At 61.3% G+C, this 25,798-nt stretch carries 25 protein-coding genes and 1 pseudogene; 12 read left to right on the top strand and 14 right to left on the bottom strand.

Going from position 1 to position 25,798, the window contains the following annotated elements:
* Window positions 1–168 precede the first annotated feature (168 nt).
* The 9 genes from QAZ47_RS15245 to QAZ47_RS15205 all read left to right on the top strand — a co-directional run bounded on the left by QAZ47_RS15245 (window position 169) and on the right by QAZ47_RS15205 (window position 9,874).
* The gene (locus QAZ47_RS15245; RefSeq protein ID WP_278233643.1) at window positions 169–855 is read left to right on the top strand and encodes a GntR family transcriptional regulator; all 687 of its coding nucleotides are present in this window, start codon (window positions 169–171) and stop codon (window positions 853–855) included.
* A gap of 438 nt (window positions 856–1,293) precedes the next feature.
* On the top strand, window positions 1,294–2,214 hold the full coding sequence (locus QAZ47_RS15240) for a dihydrodipicolinate synthase family protein (RefSeq protein WP_278233642.1): 921 nt from the start codon (window positions 1,294–1,296) through the stop codon (window positions 2,212–2,214).
* The gene (locus QAZ47_RS15235; RefSeq protein ID WP_278233641.1) at window positions 2,199–3,716 is read left to right on the top strand and encodes an aldehyde dehydrogenase; all 1,518 of its coding nucleotides are present in this window, start codon (window positions 2,199–2,201) and stop codon (window positions 3,714–3,716) included. Before QAZ47_RS15240 ends, QAZ47_RS15235 begins: the two co-directional genes overlap by 16 nt.
* Entirely contained in the window at window positions 3,713–5,044 is a 1,332-nt protein-coding gene (locus tag QAZ47_RS15230) for an FAD-binding oxidoreductase (protein WP_278233640.1), read from the top strand. The genes QAZ47_RS15235 and QAZ47_RS15230 overlap by 4 nt, the downstream gene beginning before the upstream one ends.
* 79 nt (window positions 5,045–5,123) lie before the next feature.
* Window positions 5,124–5,975 carry a glycine betaine ABC transporter substrate-binding protein gene (locus tag QAZ47_RS15225; RefSeq protein ID WP_278233639.1) on the top strand — a complete coding sequence of 284 codons (852 nt, stop codon included), beginning with the start codon at window positions 5,124–5,126 and terminating at the stop codon, window positions 5,973–5,975.
* 77 nt (window positions 5,976–6,052) lie between these two features.
* On the top strand, window positions 6,053–7,144 hold the full coding sequence (locus QAZ47_RS15220; RefSeq protein ID WP_278233638.1) for a glycine betaine/L-proline ABC transporter ATP-binding protein: 1,092 nt from the start codon (window positions 6,053–6,055) through the stop codon (window positions 7,142–7,144).
* 17 nt (window positions 7,145–7,161) lie between these two features.
* Window positions 7,162–8,010 (top strand): ABC transporter permease subunit, encoded by an 849-nt coding sequence (locus tag QAZ47_RS15215; RefSeq protein WP_278233637.1) that lies wholly within the window; start codon window positions 7,162–7,164, stop codon window positions 8,008–8,010.
* Window positions 8,007–8,867: an ABC transporter permease subunit gene (locus tag QAZ47_RS15210; RefSeq protein WP_278233636.1), complete on the top strand. Its 861-nt coding sequence runs from the start codon at window positions 8,007–8,009 to the stop codon at window positions 8,865–8,867. Before QAZ47_RS15215 ends, QAZ47_RS15210 begins: the two co-directional genes overlap by 4 nt.
* 11 nt (window positions 8,868–8,878) lie before the next feature.
* A complete protein-coding gene (locus QAZ47_RS15205; protein ID WP_278233635.1) occupies window positions 8,879–9,874 on the top strand; it encodes a 4-hydroxyproline epimerase in 996 nt (331 codons plus the stop codon).
* A 625-nt stretch (window positions 9,875–10,499) separates the two neighbouring features.
* Here QAZ47_RS15205 and QAZ47_RS15200 read toward each other — a convergent pair.
* The 3 genes from QAZ47_RS15200 to QAZ47_RS15190 form a co-directional block, all read right to left on the bottom strand.
* The gene (locus QAZ47_RS15200; RefSeq protein WP_278207580.1) at window positions 10,500–11,309 is read right to left on the bottom strand and encodes a hypothetical protein; all 810 of its coding nucleotides are present in this window, start codon (window positions 11,307–11,309) and stop codon (window positions 10,500–10,502) included.
* Window positions 11,310–11,499: 190 nt separating this feature from the next.
* The gene (locus QAZ47_RS15195; RefSeq protein ID WP_278233634.1) at window positions 11,500–12,279 is read right to left on the bottom strand and encodes a hypothetical protein; all 780 of its coding nucleotides are present in this window, start codon (window positions 12,277–12,279) and stop codon (window positions 11,500–11,502) included.
* 8 nt (window positions 12,280–12,287) lie between these two features.
* Window positions 12,288–14,279, bottom strand: a complete 1,992-nt coding sequence (locus tag QAZ47_RS15190; RefSeq protein WP_278207578.1) for an adenylate/guanylate cyclase domain-containing protein — start codon at window positions 14,277–14,279, stop codon at window positions 12,288–12,290.
* A gap of 165 nt (window positions 14,280–14,444) precedes the next feature.
* On the opposite strand from QAZ47_RS15190, the gene QAZ47_RS15185 reads away from it, so the two are divergent.
* Window positions 14,445–16,097 (top strand): caspase domain-containing protein, encoded by a 1,653-nt coding sequence (locus QAZ47_RS15185; RefSeq protein ID WP_278207577.1) that lies wholly within the window; start codon window positions 14,445–14,447, stop codon window positions 16,095–16,097.
* 671 nt (window positions 16,098–16,768) lie between these two features.
* Window positions 16,769–16,890, top strand: a pseudogene (locus QAZ47_RS15180) (IS256 family transposase); the annotation flags it as partial.
* Window positions 16,891–16,988: 98 nt separating this feature from the next.
* Here the strand turns inward: QAZ47_RS15180 and QAZ47_RS15175 are convergent.
* A complete protein-coding gene (locus tag QAZ47_RS15175; RefSeq protein WP_278207851.1) occupies window positions 16,989–17,483 on the bottom strand; it encodes an RES family NAD+ phosphorylase in 495 nt (164 codons plus the stop codon).
* An 11-nt stretch (window positions 17,484–17,494) separates the two neighbouring features.
* Complete coding sequence (locus QAZ47_RS15170) at window positions 17,495–17,845, bottom strand: antitoxin Xre/MbcA/ParS toxin-binding domain-containing protein (protein WP_278207576.1); 351 nt, start codon at window positions 17,843–17,845, stop codon at window positions 17,495–17,497.
* A gap of 320 nt (window positions 17,846–18,165) precedes the next feature.
* Here QAZ47_RS15170 and QAZ47_RS15165 point away from each other — a divergent pair, with 320 nt between their 5' ends.
* Window positions 18,166–18,834, top strand: a complete 669-nt coding sequence (locus QAZ47_RS15165; protein ID WP_278207575.1) for a DUF1236 domain-containing protein — start codon at window positions 18,166–18,168, stop codon at window positions 18,832–18,834.
* A gap of 237 nt (window positions 18,835–19,071) precedes the next feature.
* On the opposite strand, the gene QAZ47_RS15160 is transcribed toward QAZ47_RS15165, so the two are convergent.
* The 9 genes from QAZ47_RS15160 to sctL all read right to left on the bottom strand — a co-directional run bounded on the left by QAZ47_RS15160 (window position 19,072) and on the right by sctL (window position 25,796).
* Entirely contained in the window at window positions 19,072–19,320 is a 249-nt protein-coding gene (locus QAZ47_RS15160; RefSeq protein ID WP_278207574.1) for a hypothetical protein, read from the bottom strand.
* A 128-nt stretch (window positions 19,321–19,448) separates the two neighbouring features.
* Window positions 19,449–20,327 (bottom strand): DUF1445 domain-containing protein, encoded by an 879-nt coding sequence (locus tag QAZ47_RS15155; protein ID WP_278207573.1) that lies wholly within the window; start codon window positions 20,325–20,327, stop codon window positions 19,449–19,451.
* A 114-nt stretch (window positions 20,328–20,441) separates the two neighbouring features.
* A complete protein-coding gene (sctT, locus tag QAZ47_RS15150; RefSeq protein WP_278233633.1) occupies window positions 20,442–21,179 on the bottom strand; it encodes a type III secretion system export apparatus subunit SctT in 738 nt (245 codons plus the stop codon).
* An 87-nt stretch (window positions 21,180–21,266) separates the two neighbouring features.
* Window positions 21,267–21,536, bottom strand: coding sequence for a flagellar biosynthetic protein FliQ (locus QAZ47_RS15145; RefSeq protein ID WP_278207571.1), 270 nt, complete (start codon window positions 21,534–21,536; stop codon window positions 21,267–21,269).
* Window positions 21,537–21,554: 18 nt separating this feature from the next.
* Window positions 21,555–22,208, bottom strand: coding sequence for a type III secretion system export apparatus subunit SctR (gene sctR / locus QAZ47_RS15140; RefSeq protein ID WP_278207570.1), 654 nt, complete (start codon window positions 22,206–22,208; stop codon window positions 21,555–21,557).
* Complete coding sequence (sctQ, locus tag QAZ47_RS15135) at window positions 22,201–23,310, bottom strand: type III secretion system cytoplasmic ring protein SctQ (RefSeq protein ID WP_278207568.1); 1,110 nt, start codon at window positions 23,308–23,310, stop codon at window positions 22,201–22,203. The genes sctR and sctQ overlap by 8 nt, the downstream gene beginning before the upstream one ends.
* A 20-nt stretch (window positions 23,311–23,330) precedes the next feature.
* On the bottom strand, window positions 23,331–23,819 hold the full coding sequence (locus QAZ47_RS15130) for a hypothetical protein (RefSeq protein ID WP_278207566.1): 489 nt from the start codon (window positions 23,817–23,819) through the stop codon (window positions 23,331–23,333).
* Complete coding sequence (locus QAZ47_RS15125) at window positions 23,806–25,164, bottom strand: FliI/YscN family ATPase (RefSeq protein ID WP_278207565.1); 1,359 nt, start codon at window positions 25,162–25,164, stop codon at window positions 23,806–23,808. The genes QAZ47_RS15130 and QAZ47_RS15125 overlap by 14 nt, the downstream gene beginning before the upstream one ends.
* Window positions 25,161–25,796: a type III secretion system stator protein SctL gene (sctL, locus tag QAZ47_RS15120; protein WP_278207564.1), complete on the bottom strand. Its 636-nt coding sequence runs from the start codon at window positions 25,794–25,796 to the stop codon at window positions 25,161–25,163. Before sctL ends, QAZ47_RS15125 begins: the two co-directional genes overlap by 4 nt.
* Window positions 25,797–25,798: the final 2 nt, after the last annotated feature.

Below are 25,798 nucleotides of genomic sequence, written 5' to 3'. Positions count from 1 at the left end.
ATCCAGACGGAATTGTCTTTTTTGTCTCTCCTACGGGCGAGCACCGATCCATCAGCTATATATTGTGTACCAAGAAAATACAATCCGTTGACTCGCATTCGCGTGCGTGCGATTCTTCCAGCCGTGCCAAATAGTATCGATTGGCAGAGATGATTCCGAAGGTGCTCGATGAAGGGAAGCAAGGGCAGTCTCTACGACGATCTGAAGCGTCGCATCCTGACCATGGAACTCGATCCCGACGAGGATCTGGACGAAGTGGCGCTGAGTGAGCGCTACGGCCTGTCGCGCACCCCGGTCAGGGAAATCTTCCGCCGGCTGGAGGGCGAAGGCTACATCGAAATTCGGGCGAACCGGGGGGCCAGAGTCGTCCCGATGAACCACTCGACGCTCAGGCAATTCTTCCTGGTCGCCCCGATGGTCTACGCTGCGATCGGCCGGCTGGCGGTGCAGAATTTCAAGCCTTCACAGATGTCGGACCTGAAGGACACGCAGGAGCGTTTCCGCGCGGCGAGCAAGTCGGGCGACGCGCTTTCCATGGTGGTCGAGAACAACAGGTTCCACGAGATCATCGGCGAGATGTCCGGCAACGTCTATCTGCAGCCCAGCCTCGGCCGCCTGCTGATCGACCATGCCCGCATCGGCCATACCTTCTTCCGCCCGCGCAATGAAGACATGCGCAAGCGCCTCAAAAAAGCGGTGGAACACCATGATGGTTTCATCGCTGCTATTGGCGGTCATGACGAGGACGCCGTCGTCGATCTGGTGTTTGAGCACTGGGAACTGTCGCGCGAAAACATGGAAATGTTCATCGCGCCCCAGGGAATGAAGGCGGACGCCTTGGTTGGGGACAACTGACGGCGCTTTCACCCTTCGGATCGACATCCTTCCAACTCTGCGTGCGGAGCCGTTTCAGCATCCGTAAAGGTGCATAAAGCACGCCTCGCTCCGAAAGGCACGCCTCCTCTCAACTCTGATGTATGACTCCACTCGGTGGCGCGCGCGGCTTTCTGTCTGCCTCGGGGGCTTCCGCGGCAACTGGGCAGCTGTCGCACTTGTGGCTCCGGAGGACGCTTCGACAGCCTTCGGCAGCATTGTGTTCTGTCCGTATAAATTTTGTGTACGTATATAATACAATCTGTTGACTCCGCTTCGACGGCGTGCAATCTTCCGCGCCATCAAATGCGATCGACCGGTTTCGGCGCTGGGGACTCTCACTGGAGAGTTCGCAGACAGCTCCCCTTTGGCCGAACGACGCTTTGGTCGAAACGGCCACCCCAGGGACGGAGAACTGTCTTGAAGTTCGAGGGCATCTATACGCCGGCGGTGACGCCGCTTGGCCCGGACGGGCAGATCGACAACGCCGCTTTCGCCGACGTTCTTGAGTCACTCATCGAAGCCAAGGTGCACGGCATCATCGTCGGCGGCTCTACCGGCGAATATTACGCCCAGAGCGCGCAGGAGCGCTTCGATCTCGGCGCTTACGCCAAGCAGGTGATCGGCACCCGCCTCCCCCTCATCATCGGCACCGGCGCCATCAGGACCGAAGACTCCGTCGAGTACGCCAAGGCGGCGAAGGAGATCGGCGCCGACGCGATCCTCGTCTCGTCGCCGCCATACGCGCTGCCGACCGAGCGGGAGAATGCGGTTCATGCGCTGACTGTCGACCGCGCGGCCAACCTGCCGATCATGCTCTACAACTACCCCGCCCGCATGGGCGTCATGATGGGCGAGGAATATTTCTCCCGCATCGGGAAGTCCCGGAACGTCGTCGCCATCAAGGAAAGCTCCGGCGACATGGGCAACCTGCATCGGCTTGCCCGCAAGTTCCCGCACATCGCGCTGTCCTGCGGCTGGGACGACCAGGCGCTCGAATTCTTCGCCTGGGGGGCCAGGAGCTGGGTCTGCGCCGGCTCGAACTTCCTGCCGCGCGAGCATGTCGCGCTCTACGAAGCCTGCGTGCTCGAAAAGAACTTCGACAAGGGCCGCGCCATCATGACGGCAATGCTGCCGCTGATGGACTTCCTCGAATGCGGAAAGTTCGTCCAGTCGATCAAGCATGGATGCGAGCTGGCCGGCCTCAAGACAGGCGGCGTGCGCACGCCGCTGCGGCCTCTGAATTCCGAAGAAAAGCGGACCCTGCAGACTGTCGTCGCCACGCTGAAGCGCACGGTCGCCCAGATCACGTCGGGAGCAAACCAATGCATGAACCTTTGACCGCCGCCGAATACAAGGCGCTCGCCGCCGAGATTCAATTCCCGACCAATGCCTTCATCGACGGAGCCTTCCGCCCGGCGAAATCCGGCAAGACCTTCAGGACGACGAATCCGGCGACCGGCGAGGTGCTTGCCGAGATCGCGGCCTGCGATGCCAGCGACGTCGATTTTGCCGTGGACAAGGCCCGTGAAGCCTTCGACGACGGCCGCTGGCAGCATCTCGCGCCCGGCGAGCGCAAGGCCGTTCTTCTAAAGTTCGCGAAGCTGCTGGAGCGCAACCGCCACGAACTGGCGGTCATGGAGAGCCTCGACAGCGGCAAGCCGGTCCGCGAATGCCAGACCGTCGACGTGCCGGACACGATCCACACCATCCGCTGGCATGCCGAGCTCATCGACAAGCTCTACGACAACACCGCGCCTGTCGGGTCGAAGGCGCTGACGATGGTCGTGCGCGAGCCAGTCGGCGTCGTGGGCTGCGTCCTGCCGTGGAACTTTCCGCTCCTGATGCTGGCCTGGAAAATCGGACCAGCGCTGGCCGCGGGATGCTCGGTGATCGTGAAGCCCGCGCAGGAGACGACGCTGACCACGCTGCGTGTCGCCGAGCTCGCCCACGAGGCGGGCATCCCTGCGGGCGTCTTCAATGTTGTGCCCGGCGGCGGCAAGGATGTCGGCGAGCCGATCGGCATGCATATGGGCGTCGACATGGTGGCGTTCACCGGATCGACGCCGACCGGCCGCCGGTTCCTGCGCTATGCGGCCGACTCCAACCTCAAGCGCGTGGTGCTGGAATGCGGCGGCAAGAACCCGGCGGTGGTTCTCGACGATGCCGAGGACCTCGACCTCGTCGCCGAGCAGGTGGTCAACGGCGCGTTCTGGAACATGGGCGAGAACTGCTCAGCCACCTCGCGACTCATCGTCGACGCCAAGATCAAGGACGAACTGCTGCAGCGGATCGGCGCATATATGCGCGAATGGAAGACCGGCGATCCGCTCGATCCCGAAAACCGCATCGGCGCGCTGGTCAGCAAGAACCATTTCGAGAAGGTGAAATCCTTCCTCGCCGACGTGAAGACCGAAAAGCTTTCGCTCGCCCATGGCGGCGGCACGCATAAGGGCGCCTACATCGAGCCGACCGTCGTCGACGGGGTCACGCCTGCGAGCCCCCTCTTCCAGGAGGAGATCTTTGGGCCGATCCTTTCGGTGACAACGTTCAATTCGCTGGCCGAGGCGATCGCGCTTGCCAACGACACGAACTACGGCCTGACCGCATCCGTCTACACAGGGAGCCTGCGCAAGGCGATCAAGCTCTCGCGCGAGATCCGGGCGGGCGTCGTCACCGTCAACTGCTTCGGCGAAGGCGACGCGACCACGCCGTTCGGCGGCTACAAGGAATCCGGCTTCGGCGGGCGCGACAAGTCGGTCTTCGCGCATGACAACTACTGCGAGCTGAAGACGATCTGGATTGATCTTTCCGACCGTTCCGTCGACGAGACCGTCCGGTGAGCGATCTCGTCGTCAAGCGGCTTCCGGCTGAATCCGGTGTCTCGGGCTGGGAGGCGATCAGCAGGCGCTGTTTCCCCGTCCGCACGCTCGACGGCGATATCAAGGCGGACTGGCTGATCGTCGGCGGCGGCTTCGCCGGCCTTTCCGCGGCGCGGCGGCTGGCCCAGCTTCGGCCCGGCGACAGAATCGTCCTGCTGGAAGCCGGCGAGATCGCCAAGGGCCCGGCAGGCCGGAACTCCGGCTACATGATCGACACCCCGCACAATCTGTCTTCGGGCGAATATTCGGTCGCCGGCGAAGCCGAAACAAAGGCGGAGATCGCCCAGAACCGTTTCGCGATCGCCTTTGCCGCCGAGGCGGCGGCGGAATACGGCATGTCCGCGCGCACCTTCGACCCCTCAGGCAAGATCAACGCCGCGGCGACCGAGCACGGCATGACGCTCAATGCCAATTACAGCCGATCGCTCAAGGCAATCGGAGAAGAGCATCGCTTGCTGGGTGCGGACGAGATGCGGGAGATCACCGGATCGTCATACTACCTCGGCGGCCTCTACACGCCCGGCGCCGTGATGATCCAGCCCGCCGAGTATATCCGCGGGCTCGCGGCGGGGCTCGCATCGAAGGTCGACATGTTCGAGCACTCGCCGGTGCTCAAGCTCACCCGGGCTGCAGGGGCCTGGACAGCGGTGTCGCGCACCGGAAGCGTCATCGCGCCAAAAGTAATCCTTGGCGTCAACGGGCATATCGACGATTTCGGCTACTTCCGCGGCCGCCTGATGCACATCTTCACCTATGCGTCGATGACTGCCCCCTTCACCGCGAAGGCGACGGGAAAGGACAGATGGGCGTTGCTTCCCGCCGACCCGATGGGCGCCACTGTCAGGAAGATAAGCAGCGACGGCATCTCGCGAATCGTGATCCGCACCCGGTTCACCTATGACTGGCCCGTCCGGGTCAGCGAAAAGCGGCTGGGCCGGATCGCTTCCGAGCAACGGGCGTCGCTCAATGCCAGGTTCCCGGACCTCGCGGACGTGCCGTTTGAATATGTCTGGGCCGGGAGGCTTTGCCTCAGCCGCAACCACGTGCCCGCCTTCGGCGAGATCGAGGAAGGCCTCTATTCGGCGTGCTGCGAGAACGGCCTTGGCACCGTCAAAAGTACGCTTGCCGGCGTCATGGCCGCGGACCTCGCGACGGGCACCCGCTCGGCAATGCTCGACAGATACTCGGATCAACCTCGACCCGCGCGGCTTCCTCCCGAGCCGTTCGCGTGGCTTGGCGTCAACGCGGTGATCCGTTGGCAGGAATTGCGTGCTGGCCGCGAGGGATGAGCCCTGGCCGCGCAATGTGAAGACTGAGCGACCGCAGAGGTCTTCAGGGGAATGAAATGAGAAAAGCAGGAGCAAACAAATGAGGACTTTGTGGAAAGCGCTCTGCGCTGCCGCGATGGTCGGTATGACCATGCTGTCGGCCCAAGCGGAGGAAAAGACCATCACCGTAGGCACGATGTCGTGGGAGGATCTCACTCCCATCACCGGCATCACCAAGAAGGTGCTCGAAGACGCCGGCTACACCGTCAAGGTCGTCGACTTCTCCGAATGGGGCATCGCCTACGCCGCGCTGACTAAGGGCGACATTCAGCTGCTCGCCTCGCAGACGGACTATGTCGCCCAGGACTACTGGGACAAGAACAAGAAGCGCCTTGAGAAGGTCTCCCCGGTCTCGCACGGCCTCTATCAGGCGATCGCGGTGCCGAACTACGTGACCATCGATTCGACGGATCAGCTCAACGACAACGCCGACAAGTTCGGCGGCAAGATCGTCGGCATCGAGCCGGGTTCGGGGCTGATGCGCGACGCCGCCAAGGCGGTCAAGGAATATGGCCTCAAGCTGCAGCTCGTCGAAGGCAGCACGGCCGCCATGACTGCCGCCCTGAAATCGGCCGTCGATCGCAAGGAATGGATCGCCGTCACCATCTGGGAGCCGTCCTGGATGATGCAGAAATATCCGGTGAAGTTCCTTAAGGATCCCAAGGGCGTCTTCCCGCCGCCGCAGAGCTATTACTGGATCGCCAAGAAGGGCTTCTCGGCCGACCATCCGCATGCTCGCGAGGTCATCGCCAGCGTCTATGTCCCGCTCGCCGACATCACAGCGATCAACGGCGAGGTCAGTGACGGCAAGAAGATGGAAGAAGCCGTCAAGGACTGGACCGACGCCCATGCCGATCTCCTGAAGCGCTGGGAAAACATCAAGAGCGAGTGAGCCAGTCGATGGCGGGCGGCCAACCTGGCTGCCCGCCTGCAAACAAGATGGCCAGTTGGTGCCCGATGGGGAAAGCAATGAACACTGCCGTGAATGCCCCCAATGAAATTCTGGTCGACTGCCAATCCGTGTGGAAAGTTTTCGGGAGCCGTGCGGCCGCCGCCGTCAAGGCCATCTCGGATCGCGGGCTGTCCAAGAAGCAGGTGCTCCAGGAATTCAACTGCGTGGTCGGTGTCGCCGACGCCTCGCTCCAGGTCCGCCGCGGCGAGATCTTCTGCATCATGGGCCTCTCGGGAAGCGGAAAGTCGACGCTGATCCGGCTGCTTAACCGCCTGATCGAGCCGAGCCTCGGCAAGATCACGGTGAAAGGAAAAGAGATTGCAAAGCTGAATGCGGCCGAGCTGCGCGACATGCGCGCCCGCAACATCGGCATGGTGTTCCAGAGCGTCGCGCTGCTGCCCCACCGCACGGTTCTCGAAAACGCCGGCTTCGGCCTGGAAGTGCGCGGCATTGCGAAGGAGGAGCGCAACAAGATCGCCCGCGCGGCGCTCGAAAAGGTCGGGCTTGCCGACTGGACGACGCGTTATCCCTCGGAGCTCTCCGGCGGCATGCAGCAGCGCGTCGGCCTTGCCCGTGCGCTGGCGGCCGACCCCGAGATCATCCTCATGGATGAGCCCTTCAGCGCGCTCGACCCGCTCATCCGCCGCCAGTTGCAGGACGAATTCCGGCAGTTGACGAAGTCTCTCGGCAAATCCGCGGTCTTCATCACCCACGATCTCGAGGAAGCCATTCGCATCGGCGACCGCATCGCCATCATGAAGGACGGCGTTATCGTCCAGATCGGGACGGCCGAGGATATCGTAACAAAGCCCGCGGACGACTACGTCTCCGATTTCGTAGCAGGCATTTCCCGGATTCACCTGGTCAAGGCGCATACCGTGATGATGCCCGTCAGCGAATTCAAAAGCGCGCAGCCGCACTGCGACGTGAATGCCCTTCTCCAGACTTCGCCCGAAGCCGACATCGGCGCGCTGATCGACCTCACCACCCAGTCCGATCGCGACGCTGTGGCGGTGGTCGAGGACGGGACAGTCGTCGGCGTCGTCACCATCCGCGGCTTGCTGCGCGGAGTCGCCGGAAAGCCTGTGGGAGAGCTCGTCGCGGCGTAGCTCTCGGGAGGAGCATCATGGACATCTCGACCATCACCGACACGTTCGACAGCTGGACGGACACGGCTCTCGGCTGGATCAGCGACAATGGCGACTGGCTGTTCGAAACCCTGAGGGCAGTGCTTGAAGGAACCTACAACGGTATCCTCTGGCTCCTGCAACTCGCGCCATTCTATGTGATCGCGATCGTCGCGGCGCTGCTGGCATGGCGGCTGATCAACGCCGTCGCCGGCGTCCTCGCCGGGGTCGCCCTGATCTTCTGCACGATCATGGGGCTATGGCCCGAGACGATGAGCACCTTGGCCTTGGTGATCACCGCCACCATACTGGCGCTGCTGTTCGGCATTCCCATCGGCATCGTGGCGGGCTTCGTCAGGGCGTTCGACCGCTTCCTGGAGCCGATACTCGACCTGATCCAGACGCTGCCGCCCTACATCTACCTTCTCCCGGCGATCGCGCTGCTGGGCTACGGCCCCGCGACCGCGCTGGTCGCCACCTTCATCGTCGCCATGCCGCCGGCCATCCGGCTGACCGCGCTGGGCATCCGGATGACGCCGCGCGAATTCGTCGAACTGGGGCACGCAACAGGCCTGACCCCGTGGCAGATGTTCGTCAAGATCAGGCTTCCCTTCGCTGTCCCCAGCGTGATGGCCGGGATCAACCAGAGCCTGATGATGGCGTTCGGCATGGTCGTCATCGCCGGCATCGTCGGCTCGGGCGGTCTCGGAGAGACGATCTATTCGGCCGTGCGCACGCTCGACATTGCCACCTCGATCAACGCTGCCATCGCCATCGTCATCCTGACCATGGTGCTCGACAGGCTCACGCAGAGCGCGGCTCGCCGCGCCAAGGGAGGCACAAGATGAATTTCAGTCTTCCCAGCTTTTCGCCAGGGGCTTATCTCGCGCCCGCCGTGGATTGGCTGAACACCAACTTTCATCCGATTTTCGACGCCGTGGCCAAATTCATCGAGGCAGTGCTCAGCGCCATCGAAGCCGCACTGCTCTATCCACCTGCCTATTTGACGATCGTCGTGGCCGTCGCGCTTGCCTTCTTTCTCGTCGGCATCCGGGTCGCCATCGTGACGGCCATCGCACTCCTCTTCTGCCTGGTCGCCGGCTTCTGGGCCGCGTCGATGCAGACATTGGCGCTGGTGACGGTGGCGGTGATCATCTCTGTGGCGGTCGCCTTTCCGCTCGGCATCCTGGCCTCGCGCTACAAAAAGTTCGAGGCCGCCATCCGGCCTGTGCTCGACATCATGCAGACGGTGCCGCCATGGGTCTATCTCATCCCCGCCGTCATGATCTTCAGCCTTGGCCGCGTCCCGGCGATCATTGCCACGATCGTCTACGGCATTCCGCCGATGCTGCGCCTGACGACGCTCGCCTTCAACCAGGTACCGAAGGACCTTCTGGAGCTCGGGCGCGCTACGGGTGCCTCGCCACGCTCTATCCTATTCAAGATCGAGATTCCTTCGGCGACGCCGACGCTGCTGGTCGGCCTCAATCAGTGCATTCTCTTGTCATTGGCGATGGTCGTTCTGGCGGGCCTCGTCGGCGCGGGAGGACTCGGCGCGGAGGTGACCCGCGGGCTGACCCGCATGGAGATGGGGCTCGGCCTCAGAGCCGGGCTCTCGATCGTCGCGATCGCCATCTTCCTCGACCGGCTGTCGCGGGGCGCGCTGCAGCGCAGCCGCGCACCCGGCGCAGCAAAGTCTGCCTGAAGGGAGAGATCATGCGCCGCAGCTTCTTTTGCATCGACGCCCATACTTGCGGCAATCCGGTTCGGCTCGTTGCCGGGGGCGGTCCGTTGCTGCCGCATGTCCCGATCGCCGAACGACGCGAACTGTTCGTGCGCAACCATGACTGGATCAGGCAGGCCTTGATGTTCGAGCCGCGCGGGCACGACATCATGTCGGGCGCCATCATCTATCCTGCCTATCGCGAGGATTGCGATTTCGCCGTTATCTTCATCGAAGTCAGCGGCTGCCTGCCGATGTGCGGTGCCGGCACGATCGGCCTGGTGACCGCGGCGCTCGAGGAAGGGCTCGTCACGCCGCGCATACCAGGCAGGCTATCGATCGAGACCCCGGCGGGAAAAGTCGACATCGAGTACAAGAAGCCCGGCGAATTCGTCGAAAGCGTGCGCATGTTCAATGTCGCCAGCTACTTGCATACGGCCGATGTCGGCGTCGACATTCCCGGCCTCGGCCGGCTCGTCGTCGATATCGCCTATGGCGGCAATTTCTACGCGGTCGTCGAGCCGCAGGAGAACTGGCCAGGTCTGAACGGCATGTCGGCCAGCGACATCGTTGACCTCAGCCGGCGTCTCCGCGACGCGCTGGCGCCCGTCTGCGATCCGGTCCATCCCGAGGACGAGCGGATACGCGGAGTGCACCACGCCATCTGGTGCGACAAACCTTCAGGCGATGCCGATGGCCGTGGCGCGGTGTTTTACGGCGACAAGGCGATCGACCGTTCGCCGGGCGGCACGGGGACATCGGCTCGTATGGCGCAGCTTCATGGCAAGGGCCGCCTGAAGGTCGGCGATGCCTTTCGCCAGGAAAGCCTGATCGGCACCGTCTTCGAGGGTCGTGTCGAAGCAGAGGTCTACATCGGCCCCTTCAAGGGCATCAGGCCGAGCGTCGGAGGCTGGGCCCGGATCATCGGTCACAACTCCATATTCGTGGACGACCGCGATCCACTCGCGCACGGGTTCCAGATCCGGTGATAGAATGTGCAGGCTTGGCATTCGCTTCGGTAGGATAGCGCGTACGACTTTACCCCTTACTCGGCGTCTGCGTTGGACCAGAACGGGCCATTGACTCCGTTCGGGTCTGAAAGGTCCGCTTCAGGATGATGCAGAAGCTGAGCTTAACGACCGGGATGGAGCGCAAAGCTGCCATTGGTCGGCGAGCGGCTGGACCAGCTTCTTGAATCAACTTTGGCGAACGGCGTTGTAAGATATTGATCTGTAACGATTTTGTTAGTCGCCGAGGGTGTGGGATTCAAAAAGAAAATCAATGGTTTAGCGGATGGTTAGCCAATCCATATCCCTCGTATTCTCTCGTATGGTCGGGCGAACCTAGAGATCAGGAAGAGGAGTAGTTTTCAATGCAGTCGGTGACTCTTTCCTAACCTCCAAAAGGGCCGTGAATACATGTTGACCAAGGCGTTAGCACGACCGTTTGGGCCGGAACTGGACTGTCAGCTTTCGGGATAGCCTACCAAGAAGCGAATGATGGCCTAAGGTAATTGGGCAGCGGGCCAATTGCGGGTTCGCGCAGCGATCTGCGCGACACTGAAGGAGGGGGCGGCAGGGCGCTCATTCCAAATCACCGGGCACACAAACTGGTTTACGGCTTGGCTCCTTTCTTTGCCGAAAGGTTGCGCATCTTGATAGTGATACCCTCAGGCTGGATCGCAGTGAACTGTGACGCGAGTCCGTACTTTTCCCATTCGGGACCGAAGCCCGCCATCACCGGACCGAGACAAAAGGTAAACCGCTTCGGATTCTTCGCAACACCGGGCTCGCACTGATTGGTGATGTAGCAATGCGGTGCCTGATTGGTAGCGACGCTGTCGGCGGAATAGATTAGCTCGTCGTCGCAGGTGACCCTGATCCAGCCCGTCCTGTCGGCTGCCCATCGGATCTTCATGGAAAAGGCCACCCAGGAACCGAAGCGCGCCGGCGCTTGGCATTCTTTGCCGAGGAAGGTAACGCCTTTGGTTGCGTCTACTTTCAGCATGTAAAGAAAGTTGTGAATGAACGGCCCCTCCCAACTGGCGATACGAAGGCGGCTGTCCAATGCGCCCGGCAGGAAGCCTATAGCATGGTCGTTGTAGAAGCCGGGGTAGGTGAACGATGGATCGATCCATAGATCGAAGCGATACTCCATGCTCTCGCCCGTTTTGCCGTCAGGGCCTATTAGCGTGGAGCGTACGTTGCCGTTGTGGCAGTCGTTCTCGCCACGGCCGTCACCGTAGTCCACACTGCTGCATTTCCGGTCGAATATCTGGAAAGTAGTGATGCCGCCCTTCGTCACCGGCCTCAATGGGCCGTTGAGGCCATTGTTGTTGAAACCGGCGGGAAACCTGTCGGCCAGCGTGGAACCTGCAAAGAGCGCCACTGCCAACGTCACAAACAGGAGAATGCACCGTTTCATGCTCCCCTCCCAATTCTGACAGGCGAGGCTATCAGCGAGGTGCCGGCCAGGCAATCAAGCGCTGGCCATCATAGATAGAGGAACAAACTTTACGGGAAACACAGAGCCGACCGGTTAGGCTCAGGGCACGCTTGCACCAGTGGTCAGGCCGGCCAGCAAGTCGTTCCCGGCACGGCTCCTGGCCGGCAAGCTACCGCTGTTCCGTCACAAGCTGATGCACAAAGGCCAGCGCTTGGCGTTTGCAACCGCTGCTCACCATCCATCCAAGAACTTCCAGCGGATTCTCGAGAACGGCGTTTTCCGGAAACACCTTTATTTCGATCAAAGCCGATGTCTTGTTGGTCTCGACGACAAAAGATTTTACACCGGCGGGAATAGGGTCCGGAAGAGAGTAAGTGGGCTTGCCGGCGTTCCAGATCAAGCCGGTCAAAGCCTGTCCACCACCGAAGCGAACCGAGAACACTGCTCTGTTGCCGATCCCGCGGCGCGCAAGAACCACCTCACCATTGCGGATGCAGCCGGGAGCGGATTCTTCGATGGAGATCGCCCAGGGATCGTCAAGTCCACTTGGTCTGGATTGGTCGGCGGTGGTGCGTGCGCTTCCGATAGACTCGCTTCTCTGGCGCTCATTGGTCAACAGGCTCGCTATCAGCGCAAGATTTGAAGCCTGTCCGTCGCCGGTCGCCTGCGAACTTTTGGACGTCAAGGCATCCTCAGTGACCACGAAGGCAGCAGGCCCTGAAATGGGATTCACGCTGCCGTCCTCGCCCAGCAACGTGACGACCGTACCGGCGGGCACATTGATAACGTCGCTTGGCGCGAAAACCTTGCCGGGCGGCAGTTCATCCACAACCGGCTCAGTCGACAGGACCACATATTGGCTGCCGGCCACCGCGAATTGCGCCGTCACGACAAGGGCTACGGCAAGGGTCAGAGAGGTGATTTGCGAGATCGGACGCATGAAGCTCATCATGGCCCCTATTTTTCGGCAAGATGAATGTCTGCCCGGAAATGTCCGCTTGCAAGACGGCCATGGTGAAAAGCGATCAGAGCGTCTTGCGGGTAGTTTGCGACCAATTTCTCAAATGCCACTGTCGCGAGCTTGTCGTCGGTGGCAAGCAGGGCGTACGCCTTGGCATATTCTTCGCAAAGTATCGTATTTTCTGACGTACGGCTCATTGCCTCGAAGGCCTCGATGCCCTGGATCTTGCCCTTAAGGTGCAGAACTCCTGCAGGGCGCAGCAAGAAGCGCGTTGCTTTTTTCGCAACTTCCGAGCTTATGCAGTTTTTGGTGCCAATGTACTTGTTTGCACCTTCCAGTCGGGCCGCGGTGTTTACCGTGTCTCCGATGGCGGTGTAATTGAAGAACCGATTTCCCCCGAAGTTGCCGACGATTGCTGGCCCGCCATGAATACCTATGCGGGTGGCGCCGAATGAATGGCCTCGTCCTCCTTCTCGAAGCCGCTGCGTCAGATCCTGCACAGCCAGCGCGAAGGACACCGCCCGGTCCGCCTGGTCATCTTGCTCTGCCGGAGCTCCGAAGAAGCCGACCACCGCATCCCCGATGACCTTGTCGATGGTCGCTCCGTGCATGACGAACAGCTCGCAGAGTCCGTCCAGATATTCGTTCAGCATCTCCGCGAGCACCTCTGGCGCGAGTTTTTCGCTGAGTGATGCAAATCCCTCGATATCCGTGAATACGCAGGTGATCTCGCGCCTCTCGCCACCGAGATGGAGAGCGTCGGGCTCCTTGACGATCTCAGCAACGACGGCCGGGCTGACGTATTTGGAGAACGCGCTCTGAATGAAGAGGCGAGCGTTCGCGTCCCGTCTCCAAGCCAGGAAGCCAGCGAACGCCGACAGACCGAGCACGAGCAATGCTGGGGCGACCATCGGGACGAGGATTGCGAACCTCGCGAAGGCCCACGCCTCGCCGATCCACACCAGCAGCACCGCACCGGCGACCGCGACGGGTTTGAAGACCACCGGGATCGGCCGCGAAACGAGCCACAAGCAGAACAGCCCGGCAAGAAGCATTGGCGCGTAGCCCACTCCAGACGTGGGGATCATTATTCTGTCCCCAGTCAGGAGCCCGGCCAAAGCGTGGGCGTGGATGACGACGCCAGGGAGAACACCGGTTTGCGCGCCGCCCAACAATGCGAATGGTGTTGGATGATGGTCTATCTGCTGCGCGTCCAGGCCGATAAGAACATATTTCCCCTCGAACCAACTTAACGGTGCCAGCGCAACGGCTTGCGCCGGATAGGTTGGAAAGTTGAAGGGCAAGCCGTTGATCGTGCGGTAATAGACCATTTCTTCCGTCCTGCGGCCGCGACTGACGCCAGTGGATGCTGCAATCGCGGCGGCAAAGCTCGGCGTCCAGCCCTCTTTCGATTGTCGACCGGGAAAAGCCCCGCGGATCACGCCATCGAGATTGTCGTGCGACAACGCGGCAAGGCCCCGCCTTGCAGATGGAGCGAACGCGTTGAGATAGTCGAACTGCCTCGGGGTGAGGCCATCAGCGCGCGACGCCGAGCCGATCACCACAGGCACAGCGGCGGTTTCGATAACGTTCTCCAGCCGAGCATCCTTTTGCGGCTCCGTTGGCTGGTCGAACAAAAGGTCGATACCGATGACAAGAGGGTGAGCCTGCTCGATCCGGGCCACGATCTCGGCTAGGAACCCGCGGTCCAGCGGTGACCGGTATGGAAATTTCTCCAGGGTTTGTTCTGTTATTGCGACCACGACGATGTTGGGAGGAGCGCGCGTGAATGGCGAGATAGAGACCATCATCACATCGCGCAGAACATTCTCCAACGGCGGTGACACGAGAGCAGTCGAGATGCCCAGCATAACCAGATAGGCGAGCGAGGCGGCGATGCCATCTCGCGGGAGGTTGACGATCCCTCTAAGTATTCGCACCCCGAAATAGCCCCCTAAGCCAGAGGAAGCGCTACTCGCTGCGAGCATAGCCGTTCACCTTTACCAAGCAAACTGTCACCCGCTCGCATGGGAATGCACGGACCAGCACCTGAGCGCTATCTGCCAAGGCAGGCCACTCGTCCGCTGCCAGGGGCCTAGCTCTTTTCGGTTGCATTAGCCTCTGCTACAGTTTCTTGGGGAGCCGTTTCTGCCATGCGCAGCGCGATCATTCTCTTGGTTTTATTGTTTATTGCTGTTTCAGGACAGGCAGCCGCCGAGAAGCGGGTGGCATTGGTCATTGGCAATTCGGCCTACCAGCACGCCGCACAACTCGCCAATCCGAAGAACGATTCGTCCGACATGAATGCCAAGCTTCAAAGCCTTGGCTTCGAGGTTGTCAGTGGCCAGGACCTCGACCTCTCGGACATGCGTCGTACGGTGCGCCAGTTCCTGGAAAAGCTCGACGGCGCTGACATAGCGTTGTTCTTCTATGCCGGGCACGGCCTGCAGGTGAACGGCAACAACTACATGGTGCCGGTCGACGCCCAGCTATCCAGCTACAATGACCTCGACTTCGAGGCACTTCCCATGGACCTCGTACTTTCAGCGATGGAGCGCAGTTCCAAGGTAAACCTCATCTTCCTGGATGCCTGCCGGGACAATCCGTTCGCCGAGAAGCTTTCCCGCTCGATGGGGACCCGCTCAGGTTCCGTAAGCCGGGGTCTGGCCAGACTTGGCAGCGGAGTCGGCTCGCTCATAGCTTTCGCGACGCAACCGGGCAATGTCGCCATGGACGGAGCAGGGCGGAATTCTCCATTCACGAGCGCACTGGTCGCTCACCTCGGCACACCGGGCGAGGACATCATGCGCGAACTCATCGACGTGCGCCGCGATGTTCTGGCGGCCACGGATGGCAAGCAAGTGCCGTGGGAGAACTCGTCGCTGACCGGCGAAGTCGTGTTGAAGCCTCTCCCCACAGAACCGAAAGCGGTATCTGCCCCCACTTCACAGTCTGCGTCGCCCGACAACGCCGTCGAGCTTGCTTATTGGGCGACTATCAAGGACGCGACCGACAAGAGCTTCTTCGAGGCGTATTTGCTGCAATTTCCGGGCGGCGTTTTTGCCGCCCTTGCGAGGTTGAAGATCGACGCGATCGACAAGCGCATGGAAACGGAACGGCAGGTGGCGCACCTGCCGGAGGCGGGACGCGCCACCAACGCAACCGACGATGCCAAGGGGACGGAAGTCGCAAGCCTTGAACATCGCGACCCGCTCGTCCAGTCATCCGCTCCTGCCACAGACCCAAGCGAACTTGTGCGCGCCACCCAAAGAGAACTCTTGCGCATAGGGTGCCTTTGGGGCTGGGCTGACGGAGACTGGGGGGCCGGCAGCCGCAAAGCGCTGCAGGCCTACGCGGATCGCCAAGGCGTCAGACTGGCATCGCTGGAACCGACGGCAGAAATTCTGGAAAGGCTAAGGGCGGTCCGAGGCCGTGTCTGCCCGCTTACTTGCGACAACGGGATGAGGGTGCAGGACGATCATTGTGTGCCTCAGGCGAGCGGTCTAAGCGCGTTTAATGGCACATGGACATTAATCAGACGTGCAACAACGGACTGCGGCGATTGGCGAGAACTCTCGACAACCGTCTTCATAAATGACGGCAACGTATCGTCCAGCTCCGGATTTACGGGAAGTATTTCCAGTAGTGGTGCCGTCAATATCAAACACACATTTGTTTATAAGGGAAAGACAGGCGGGAACATCCTGACGGGCGTCATAAGGGGTGACAACGGAACCGGCAAATTTAAGGGGACCGGAGCTGGCAGCGGGTGTTCAGGAAAAATTACGATGGAGAGAATGCGTTGACTCAGAGTTGGCTGTCGTCCGCACCCACGTTGAGTAACCAATGCCACGAGGCTTCATGATTGACCCACATGGTCCGAGTGATTTCTTCGGTGGGGACGCCGGCCGACAGGGCACGATATCTTTTAGTTTCATATTTAGCCCGAGGTTCCGTAGCTGCAGGGCTGGGCACGCGTGTGCCGTGTTGCGAATGAATGACTGCTTCGAGCGTCCGAGAATTTGGACTTCAAAGCTTGATCTGAAGGCGCAAAGCTGCCGTTCATTATTGGGAGATGCGTGCTGACGCGCGCTATCTGAACAGCGCGCACACCATTAGTCGGTGCCTTACAAACCGTCCAAAAACCGATCTAGTATCCTGCTTTGTCCATAAGCACCCGCAATTCGGGCTGAGGCGCTACCCAGAAAGTTCGAAAAGCTTCCAAGAACCCCAGTCGAATACGAATTGTAGAACCGTACACTGGATTTGAGCAGGAGGGATATGCGGGCAAGAAGCCGACCTAAGATCGCTGAAAACGCGGCCTCACCTTCTGACGATCGATGCAATCGCTCCTTCAGCTCGGCTTACGCTGAGCCTGTTGATCAAGAATATAATTGCGAAAGCAGTTCTGCATCTCTTTGAAGGGCCTGAAGCCAAGGCGTGGAGCGAGGCGAGATAGGGTGCATGAGGCCATGATGTGGCAATCGAGAAGGAGCTGCTGGACCGTTTGCTTGCGGGTCGCGATCCGCAGCATCTGTTTGCCAAGGATGGCTTGCTGGAGACCTGAAGAAGGCGCTTTCAGAACGGATATTGAGCACCTAGCTGGAAAAGGGTGGCTTGCCGGGAGGGCATCGCACGCCGTCTCCAAATGTCGCGGCGGCGCCGCGGCAACGCGGGCAGCGGCCGGCTAGTCTAGGTCAGCCGAGCCGGTGCTCGTCGTCGATCAGCTCGAGCCTGGATGGGGCAGCGTCACCCCATCGCCACAGAACGAGATTCGAGTCGCCGATTGCGGCGCCCTTGGCGAAGCTCGGCACGAGCAGGCCATTATAGCCTTGCGCGACCAGCTCACGGGCAAATCGCTGCGTATGCGCCTCGCCATGGTCTCTCATCTGATCGCGCCATGTCGGGTCGGCGAGGGCCGTCGCATCGAGACCCATTGCTGCAAGTGCAGTGGCGTCGCCCGCATCAAAGACGGCCTCGATCTCGACACGATAAGCGACCAGCGTCGTCGGCTGCAGATCGCCCGCCTGGTTGGCTTCGCGCAAAGCCGTCAGGACCGAGGTCGACGCGTAGAGCGCCGGCATCCCCTTGGGGTTGAAACGCCCTCCATAAAGCTCGGCACCGCGTCCCGACATAGGCTCGCGGGCATACACCGGATTGAGGGCGCGGTAGAGCCGGCCCGAATAGGTGATGGCGGCGATCGTCAGGCGTAAATCCCCGCATCGACCGCGTCGATGAAGTCGAGGACCTCATTGGCTCGACCCTCCCGAACGAGCTGCATTGCCGTCTGCCCCGAAAATCCCGGCAGCGGCTCGGACCGATACCAAGCATAGGCCATGAGCGCGGAGCCAAATCGCGGCTCGACCTTGTTCACGATTTCCACCATTTCGCGCAGGCGGCGCTGCGTCTTGTCTGAGCGCACCCGTTCCCGGCGCTGGACCGCGTCTTTGCCCAGACCAGCGGTACGTGCGATCTCCTCGCTCGTGGTGCGGAAAGCCTCCGCAATCTTCTTGGGTGCGAACAATCCGTCATCCGCATATTGTGCCAGACCCATCGCAGCACCTCCGTGCACTGCCAGAAACTATGACGCTATATAGCGTCAGTAACGCCGTCATTTCAAGAGATGCCCGGCTTGCCCTCGCGACGAGGGCTGTTCCAGCGATCAGTGTAAACGGCTCTACGGCCGACCGCGCGGGGACGTGCGGCAAGGCCACTCCGATGATGGCACCCCGATCATATGACGCCGGCGGGAGCGGCAGAGCGAACCCAATGATAACATTTGGAATCTATCCGTTCAGCGATTCCGCTAGTCGGAACGCACACGGTTCTTTCTCGTTTTTGGCTCTGAGGGAACCATGAAACGGAGACAGAACGATGAGAAGGCTTTTGTTACCTGCAGTGACAGGCGCGCTTGTCGCCTTGTCTGGCGCAGCTTTTGCGGACACTCCCGTATCCGCCACTACAAACCTTAACGTTCGTGCCGGCCCGGGCTCGCAGTATCCGGTCATTGGCGTGTTGCGGGCGGGCCAGACGGCCACGCTGAACGGCTGCCTGCAAAGCTCGAAATGGTGCACCATCGCCGAGGCGGGTGGTCAAGGCTGGGTCTATTCCGACTACGTCACCGCAGAATTCGGCGGCAATCGGGTCGTCTTAACCGAGCGGCCGGCCAATTCCGGCATCGCGGTCGTGAAACCTCCTCGCGATCAGGCTAATGCCGGAGCCGTCGCCGGCGGCGCTACCGGCGCGATCGCCGGCGCCATCATCGGAGGACCGGTAGGCGCTGCTGTGGGCGGCGCGGCGGGGATCGTCGGCGGCGGTGCAGCCGGCACCGTGATCAATCCGCCCGAACAGGTGCGCACTTACATCAGCGCGCATCGGGTCAAGCCTGTTTACCTTCAAGGCAAGGTTGTCACCGGCGCGACACTGCCTGACACGGTAGCCCTACAGAAGATCCCGAACTACCGGTACAGATATGTCTATGTGAACAATCGACCGGTGCTGGTTGAGCCATCGACGCGCCGCATCGTCTATGTGGTACGCTGAAGCGCCAATCGGCAATGAATACCGACCGTCGGGCGAGTTGCACGGCGGTCAAGCCGAGGCGGGCTTTCGACCGCAACACAATTGGCCCGGCTGTAGATAGCAATCGCCCTCCACCGTACCGCACTGGAGGCAGCGCTCAGAGAGGAGCCGCGCTCCGGGCGGAGCCGCAGTCGCTGGACGCTGGACGACGACAGTTCGCCGAAGCGATGACGGCCTCGCGCGACTCACGCGAGGCCGTCATCGCTCAGATTTCAGTTCCCCTTCGATCATGTTGGACGAAAGCTCGATCCCATCGACGCGCAGGCCGGCGGCGACCAGTGGCAAGGCAATTCGCCCCGAGCCGATCGCGAACTCCAGGCAATCCCGTCCGGCCGCGATCTCGGGCAGGAACAGAACCGTCTCGTCGTCCTCATCGCCGCGCAGCTCATCGTCGTAACGCCTTGCAACGTCGCCCCGAAAGCTGTCTTCGGGCTTGAACCCTTCCATATCGCATCCTCCAGCTAGGGAACTTATTTGAGGTGCAACGCCACTAACAATCGGGCGTTCCGAGGATCGACAATCTCGAAGAGCGGAATACCGAATTGGGGCCCGATGCCGCAGCCGGAACCCTGCTATCAAACCCCGAAAGTGCTCGCATCCGCTTTTGCGTCGACGTCGGTGATCAACATATGCCCTGGCGATACCGTGATCGAGATCGCGAGTTCGGCGCGAGCAAGCGCATCTTGCGCGGTCAGGCTGCTGGCCCAGAACACCGGGACTTCTCCTTCCATGATTTCGACCGCATCACCCCAGTCGGGAGCGGTCAGATCTCTCACTCCGATAATCGATGGTTCGCCCACATGGATAGGAGAACCATGGGCGAGCGGGAAGCGTGCAGTGAGGGCGCGAACCTTGTCGACATCGCACCTTCTTATGGGACGCATGGAGACAACCATCTCGCCGCCAAACGGTCCTGCGCCGCGCGTCTTGATTTTGGTCCGAAACTTGGGAAGCGCTTTGCCGGGGCCGTTGCTGCGGAGCTTGACGCCCTTTTCCATGAGGGCCGCTTCTATGGTAAGCGCGCTGCCGAGCGCGAAGGCGGCAAAGTCATCCCGCCACAGGTCGATAATATCCGTCTTCTGACGGATCACTTCCCCGAAGTAGTAGACATTGTACTGGGGAGCATCGGTGCGGATATCGACATCACCCAGCGCTGGCAGCAATGGGCTGCCGGCGCGGCTCACTCCCACCAGCGGACAGGCTTTGGGATTGCGGACGCAAAACTGATGGAAATCGACAGCAAAGCGACGGGGCACAATCACAACATTGGCCTGGAGCTTGCCGCTCGCAAGCCCTCCGGTATGTCCCTCATAGGCACCCGTCCTAACCAGACTGCGCAGCTTATCCGCATCGACCAGTCGCAAATTGTCATAGAACAATGAAGTTGTCTGGCGAGGCATGGCTTCCGGAAATATGCACGTTTCACAGACGCATCGAAAGATGCGAAAGATCATCGGCGATCCGTCCGGTTGTCAAATTGCAAAAATCTTTTCTCTTCGATAAATTGTATTTATTGGTTAGTCGGCGAAGACTACAACATTAGAATTTTAGCATAGACATACTGACTCTCACTGACAGCTTAGGCAGCCGATCGCTTCTATCTGGTGGCCTGCCTCTCGTAGGAAACCAAGGTCGAGGTTCATGTAGGAGAGCAGGAACGCCGCGTAGAGGACAAAAACGAGGCTGAAGACGAGCGTCTTGACGACCAGCGAAAGCGCAAAAACATTGAGGTGCGGCGAGGCGCGCGCCAGGAAGGCCAACACGATGTCGGACAAGAGCATGCTGATGATGAGCGGGAAAACGAGGGTCAGCGCCATCACCAGGATGCGGTTCAGCAGACCGAGGAATATCCCGGCCGCGTCCTTGCTGAACACCGGCAGAAGGCGGTCGATCGGCCAAAGGCCGTAGCTGTCGTAGAGGCCGGTCAAGGAAAGCTGCAGGCCGCCGGCTGCAAGATAGAGCGTGACCATGATAATGGCGAGTAAGGTGCCGGTGGCCCCCGTCTCATGGGTCATCATCGGGTCGATCAACGCACCCATTGAGGAGCCGCGCTGCAGATCCAGGATATCGCCCGCCGCTTCCGCCGCCCAGAACGGTATGCCCATGGCCAGCCCGAGTGTCACCCCGACCACGACCTCCTTGAGCATGTACAGCACGATCATCGTCGTCGGGACATCGGGGCTCATGAGCTTGTTCACGATCATCGGGAAGACCGGAACCGCCAGCGCCAGCGCCACGCCACTGCGCAGGAGCCCTGACAGCGGCACGCGCGAAAAGAGTGGCATCAGGAGCATGAACCCGGTCATACGTGCGAGCGCGAAAGCGCCTGCCAGGAGATAGAACTGAAGTTCCTTGACCGAGGTGAAGAGTGGTTCTACCGGCATCCGCGTGCCTCAACGCGTGACGACGGGGAACTCGTCGAGCGCCGTCGAGGCCTGCCGTGCGATCTGCTGGCCAAGCAGCGGACCGAAGACCATGATGACCAGCAGGATCACGACCAGCTTGATGGTCTGCGGCAGCGACTGGTCCTGAATCTGCGTCAGCGCCTGGGCAAGGCCGACGAGAATGCCGACCGCCAGCGCCGCGATGATCGCCGGGCTGGACGCCAGCAATACCGTCAAAAGCGCGCCTTGGACCTTCGCAAGGATGAAATCATTACTCATGCAAAGCCTCCAGCGGCGTCAGCCATAGCTCAGGATGAGGCCATGCATCAGCCGAGACCAGCCGTCTATGGCGACGAAAAGGAACAGTTTCAGCGGGATCGAAATAAGGACCGGCGAAACCATGATCATGCCGAGCGTCATCAGCACGTTCGCAACGACGATATCGATGATGAGGAAAGGCAGATAAAGCAGGAAGCCGATTTCGAAGGCACGGGTGAGCTCGGATGCGACAAAGGCAGGAACAAGAATCGACAGATCGTCGTCCCTGAGATTCTGCCGCGCCTGTTGCGGCCACAGACGGTTCGTCCCATCGAGAAAGAACTGCCGCTCCTGCGGCTGGGTGAATTTCATGAGGTGGCGCTGCAACGGCTCCCTGACCAGCTGTGCTGCCCTGGCAAGGTCATCCGTCGTCTGGAACTGCACCTGCCCTTCCTGAAGCCGGCTCGACATTTCGCTCAGCAATGGCGTGGTGACATAGACCGTCAGTACGAGCGCTATGCCATAGAGCACCAGATTGGGCGGCATCTGCTGAACGCCAAGCGCGTTGCGGATGAGAAACAGCACGACCGAAATCTTCAGGAAGCCCGTCATCGTGACGACCGCCAGCGGCAGCAACCCGACCACACCGACGGCGATCAGAATTCCGAGCAGATTGGGCGAGTTATCAAGCATTTTCGAACATGCGCACGATCCGCACGCCCAGGCTTTCTCCGATCCGCACGATCTCGCCGCGACCGACACGCCTGCCGTTGGCCAGGATGTCGACAGTCGCCTCGGCTACATCGGCGAGCGAAACGATGGCGCCGGGCGCAAGCTGCCTCACTTCTCCGAGAGGCATTGCCGTGCGGCCGATCTCGAAGGCCAGGGCAACCGACAATTCATCCAAAGTCGACTCTTCCAAGGTGTCAGGCGGCGACGTTTTCTGGTTCATGGTCCACTCCCAATTCGATCCAGCGATTGCAGTCGGCGCGGCGAGCAATTGCGGGCCAGCGGCGGTCAGGGCCACCGGCGCAAAAAGGCGCTCGGCGATGACCAGCGTCGCCATGCGCTCCTCAGTCGCATCGCTGAAAAGCACCACATCGTCGGCCTGCAGACTTTGAAGCTCGCCAAGGGTGATCGCGAGCGGGCCGCGCCGAAGGCAGACCGGCAGCGGGAATTCGGCCGGGATCGGCGCGCTGATCTTGCCGAGCTCGTCGAGAACGCGACCGATCCGCACCGCCAGAGAGGCATCATTCGCGGTCAAGACGCAGCCTATCGTTTCATCCTTGCCGGTCAGGACAAAAGCGAATGGAGTTTCGCCCGAGATGGCATTTCCTCGCGCGACCGAGGTGATCGCGATCCCCTCGCCCAGCTTGCCCTCAATCCATTCGAGGTCGTCTTCGAACGCAGCCTCCAACAGCAGGGCGGCATGACCGGGCGTCAGTCGTTCCATGTCGATCAGGTCGACAGCACCGGCGAAACCCCGTTCGACAACAGCAAATGGCAAGCGCAAGCTGCCAATCGTGTCTCCGATCGTGAACTCGATGGTGCATACCAACTCGTCATCTGGCTGCTGCGCCGGCCAAACGGTCCTAACCGCCATGGCCTTTCCTGCAATCGTGATGTCCGCAGGGGCGCGCCGGCGGTAGAAGATGCTCAACGCGTCGACGTCCCCCGGCGCGACGGGTTCCAGCGGCAGCGGTCCGACGACGCCCGACCGTGTCGCCGCACGTTTCGCCGGTTTCACCCGCGCTTTCCTTTTCGCCGACGCGAAGGCTTGTGGCATCACATCCATATTCACGATCACGGATTGGGCTAGCGTTCTGTGGACAGGCGCGGTTGCCCGCGCTCCTCTTCCTCTGCGAGTTCGGCAAAGGCCTGGCGACGACGGGCGTTGCGTCTGGCCAGCTGCTCCGACAGCCTGTCCAGCTTGGTCACAGCCTTCATGCTCGCGCGGTGGTCATTGCGGGCTTCCGACAACTCGACTTTCCGTCGTTGCTCGGCGACGCCAGCCATCTTCTCGCCTTCCCGCAACTGCCCTGTCTTCCTGGCGGCGACCTCGAACCGTCCCTGAAGCCGATGAAGGCTGGCAGCATTCACTGGCTGTCCAACCAGTGCACCGAAGGCCGCATATTCAGTGTCAGCCGTGCGCTGGAGATGTTCCGTAACGGCGTCGGCGGCATTCTGAACGTCCCTTGCGGCCTGGTTGGCGGCGGCGCGCCTTCTGATCACTTCTTCCTCTGCGCGCTCCTCGCGGCGGCGTCTGAGGTCGCGCAGTCGAGCGATCATGTCACGCTCGTTCATTGACGATCTCCCGCATCAGTTGGCGAGTCTTCTCGATGCTCTCGTGCATGGCGGACGGCTGACGCAGGAAGGCGTTGATGGCATCGATCTTCGCTACCGCCTCGTCCGCAGCGGCATCGCTGCCCTTTTCGTACTCGCCGACGCGCAGCAGCAGTTCGATGTCGGCATGGCGGGCGAGCAGTTCGCGCAAGCGGCCGGCGTCGGCACGATGCGTGGACGGCACGACGGCATCCATCAGGCGGCTTCGGCTGCGCAGGACATCGATGGCAGGAAAATGGTTGCGTTGCGCAAGCTCGCTCGACAGGAAGACATGGCCGTCGAGCAGCGCCTGGATTTCCTCGGCGACCGGATCCAGCGTGCCGTCGCCTTCCAGGAGAACGCTGTAGAGGCTGGTGATGGATCCGACGCGACCGGGCCCGGCGCGCTCGAGCAGGCGCGGCAGGACCGCAAACAGCGAAGACGGAAAACCGCGCCGCGTCGGCGGCTCGCCTGAGGCCAGGCCGATCTCGCGCTGCGCACGTGCAAACCGCGTTATGTTGTCCATCGCAAGCAGCACATGCTTGCCCTGGTCCCGGAAAAATTCGGCTATGCTTGTCGCTACATAGGCGGCCTTGACGCGCTCGATGGCGGGCCGGTCCGAAGTAGCGACGACGACGATTGCCCGCTCGCGCCCTTCCGATCCAAGCTGGCGTTCGAGGAATTCGCGCACCTCGCGACCGCGCTCGCCGACCAGAGCGACCACGGCAACGTCGGCGTCGGTGCCGCTGACGATATCGGAAAGCAGGATAGACTTGCCGACCCCTGGCTCGCCGAAAACACCGACGCGCTGCCCGCGCGCACAGGTGAGCAGTCCATCGAGTGCGCGGATTCCGAGCTGGATCGGCTCGGAAATCAGACTGCGTTCCAGCGGGGATGGCGGATAGGCATTGACCGGGTAGCTGCCTGCAATGCCGTCCGGTGAAAGCGGCTTGCCATCCAAAGGCTCACCGAACGCGCTGATCACCCGGCCCAGAAGGCCGGGTCCGACGGGCACCAGCTGATCCTTGCCGGTCGCAATGACCTCGGTCAAGCTCGAAAGACCGGCCAGATCGCCCAGTGGAACGAGGACCGCCATCTCATCCATGAGGCCCACGACTTCAGCCTTGGTCGTCCTGCCGGTTCTGGGGTCGACCAGCTCGCATATCTCGCCGATCCTGGCTTCCTCGACAGTCGCATGAATGACCATTCCGGTCACCCGCCGCACACGTCCTTTGCGGGGGCGGCTTGAATCGTCACGAAGGCCGGAACGGAGATTCGGAATGATGGAAGCCAGACGGCTTTCGATATCGATTGCCGAACCCGTCATGCCGGCGCCCCGGCCTTTGACCGGATTGCAGCGGCGATGGCATCGAGCTGCGCGTCAATGCTGGCATCAATGACGGCGATATCGGTCGAAAGGATGCAAGCCGCCGGCGCCAGCGTATCATCCGCATCGATCTCAACCATCATGCCCAGATCGTTCTTGCGCAAGACCGCGTCGAGCTCCTCGCGAACTCTGTCCACGGAAGCGGGATGGACGCGGATTTTCAGATATCTGGCGCGGCGAATTTCGGTCACGGCCTGTCTGGCGGCCTTGGCTACAAGTGTGCCGACGTCGAATTCCCCCAGAATTCGCCTGACGACTTCGAGGGCAAGCCCGGTGACTTCGGCTTCCAGTCCACCGAGATAGCGATCCACCTTGACTGCGGTTTCGCTGATCAGCCGGCTGGCATCCGCGTCGCCTTGCGCCTTGCCGTCCTCATAACCCTGCGCGTATTCGGCTGCGTAGGCGCGCCGGGCGGCTTCGCGCATTTGCTGGGCATCACGCCTCGCCGCATCGAGAAATGCATAGCCATCCTGCCAGGCGCGCGCCTCGGCGGCGCGCAGGATGCGGGCATGGGGGCGCCTTGGTGTTTCAACGGTCGCAGTGTCCGCTGTCGCAGTGTCCGCTTCGGCCATTA

The sequence above is a fragment of the Mesorhizobium sp. WSM4904 genome (assembly GCF_029674545.1).
In the GTDB taxonomy this organism is placed as follows: Bacteria; Pseudomonadota; Alphaproteobacteria; order Rhizobiales; family Rhizobiaceae; genus Mesorhizobium.
This window is presented reverse-complemented; position numbering and strand designations above follow the sequence as displayed.

What these genes read in the sequence shown, in the direction of transcription:
- QAZ47_RS15165 (WP_278207575.1), top strand. Translation starts at nt 18,166, where the DNA reads ATGAGAAGGCTTTTGTTACCTGCAGTGACAGGCGCGCTTGTCGCCTTG.
- QAZ47_RS15145 (WP_278207571.1), bottom strand. Translation starts at nt 21,536, where the DNA reads ATGAGTAATGATTTCATCCTTGCGAAGGTCCAAGGCGCGCTTTTGACG.
- QAZ47_RS15125 (WP_278207565.1), bottom strand. Translation starts at nt 25,164, where the DNA reads ATGACGGGTTCGGCAATCGATATCGAAAGCCGTCTGGCTTCCATCATT.
- QAZ47_RS15195 (WP_278233634.1), bottom strand. Translation starts at nt 12,279, where the DNA reads ATGAGCTTCATGCGTCCGATCTCGCAAATCACCTCTCTGACCCTTGCC.
- QAZ47_RS15205 (WP_278233635.1), top strand. Translation starts at nt 8,879, where the DNA reads ATGCGCCGCAGCTTCTTTTGCATCGACGCCCATACTTGCGGCAATCCG.
- QAZ47_RS15215 (WP_278233637.1), top strand. Translation starts at nt 7,162, where the DNA reads ATGGACATCTCGACCATCACCGACACGTTCGACAGCTGGACGGACACG.
- QAZ47_RS15200 (WP_278207580.1), bottom strand. Translation starts at nt 11,309, where the DNA reads ATGAAACGGTGCATTCTCCTGTTTGTGACGTTGGCAGTGGCGCTCTTT.
- QAZ47_RS15130 (WP_278207566.1), bottom strand. Translation starts at nt 23,819, where the DNA reads ATGAACGAGCGTGACATGATCGCTCGACTGCGCGACCTCAGACGCCGC.
- QAZ47_RS15210 (WP_278233636.1), top strand. Translation starts at nt 8,007, where the DNA reads ATGAATTTCAGTCTTCCCAGCTTTTCGCCAGGGGCTTATCTCGCGCCC.
- QAZ47_RS15225 (WP_278233639.1), top strand. Translation starts at nt 5,124, where the DNA reads ATGAGGACTTTGTGGAAAGCGCTCTGCGCTGCCGCGATGGTCGGTATG.
- QAZ47_RS15185 (WP_278207577.1), top strand. Translation starts at nt 14,445, where the DNA reads ATGCGCAGCGCGATCATTCTCTTGGTTTTATTGTTTATTGCTGTTTCA.
- QAZ47_RS15155 (WP_278207573.1), bottom strand. Translation starts at nt 20,327, where the DNA reads ATGATCTTTCGCATCTTTCGATGCGTCTGTGAAACGTGCATATTTCCG.
- sctR (WP_278207570.1), bottom strand. Translation starts at nt 22,208, where the DNA reads ATGCTTGATAACTCGCCCAATCTGCTCGGAATTCTGATCGCCGTCGGT.
- QAZ47_RS15235 (WP_278233641.1), top strand. Translation starts at nt 2,199, where the DNA reads ATGCATGAACCTTTGACCGCCGCCGAATACAAGGCGCTCGCCGCCGAG.
- QAZ47_RS15245 (WP_278233643.1), top strand. Translation starts at nt 169, where the DNA reads ATGAAGGGAAGCAAGGGCAGTCTCTACGACGATCTGAAGCGTCGCATC.
- QAZ47_RS15170 (WP_278207576.1), bottom strand. Translation starts at nt 17,845, where the DNA reads ATGGGTCTGGCACAATATGCGGATGACGGATTGTTCGCACCCAAGAAG.
- QAZ47_RS15190 (WP_278207578.1), bottom strand. Translation starts at nt 14,279, where the DNA reads ATGCTCGCAGCGAGTAGCGCTTCCTCTGGCTTAGGGGGCTATTTCGGG.
- sctT (WP_278233633.1), bottom strand. Translation starts at nt 21,179, where the DNA reads ATGACCGGGTTCATGCTCCTGATGCCACTCTTTTCGCGCGTGCCGCTG.
- sctL (WP_278207564.1), bottom strand. Translation starts at nt 25,796, where the DNA reads ATGGCCGAAGCGGACACTGCGACAGCGGACACTGCGACCGTTGAAACA.
- QAZ47_RS15160 (WP_278207574.1), bottom strand. Translation starts at nt 19,320, where the DNA reads ATGGAAGGGTTCAAGCCCGAAGACAGCTTTCGGGGCGACGTTGCAAGG.
- QAZ47_RS15220 (WP_278233638.1), top strand. Translation starts at nt 6,053, where the DNA reads ATGAACACTGCCGTGAATGCCCCCAATGAAATTCTGGTCGACTGCCAA.
- sctQ (WP_278207568.1), bottom strand. Translation starts at nt 23,310, where the DNA reads ATGGATGTGATGCCACAAGCCTTCGCGTCGGCGAAAAGGAAAGCGCGG.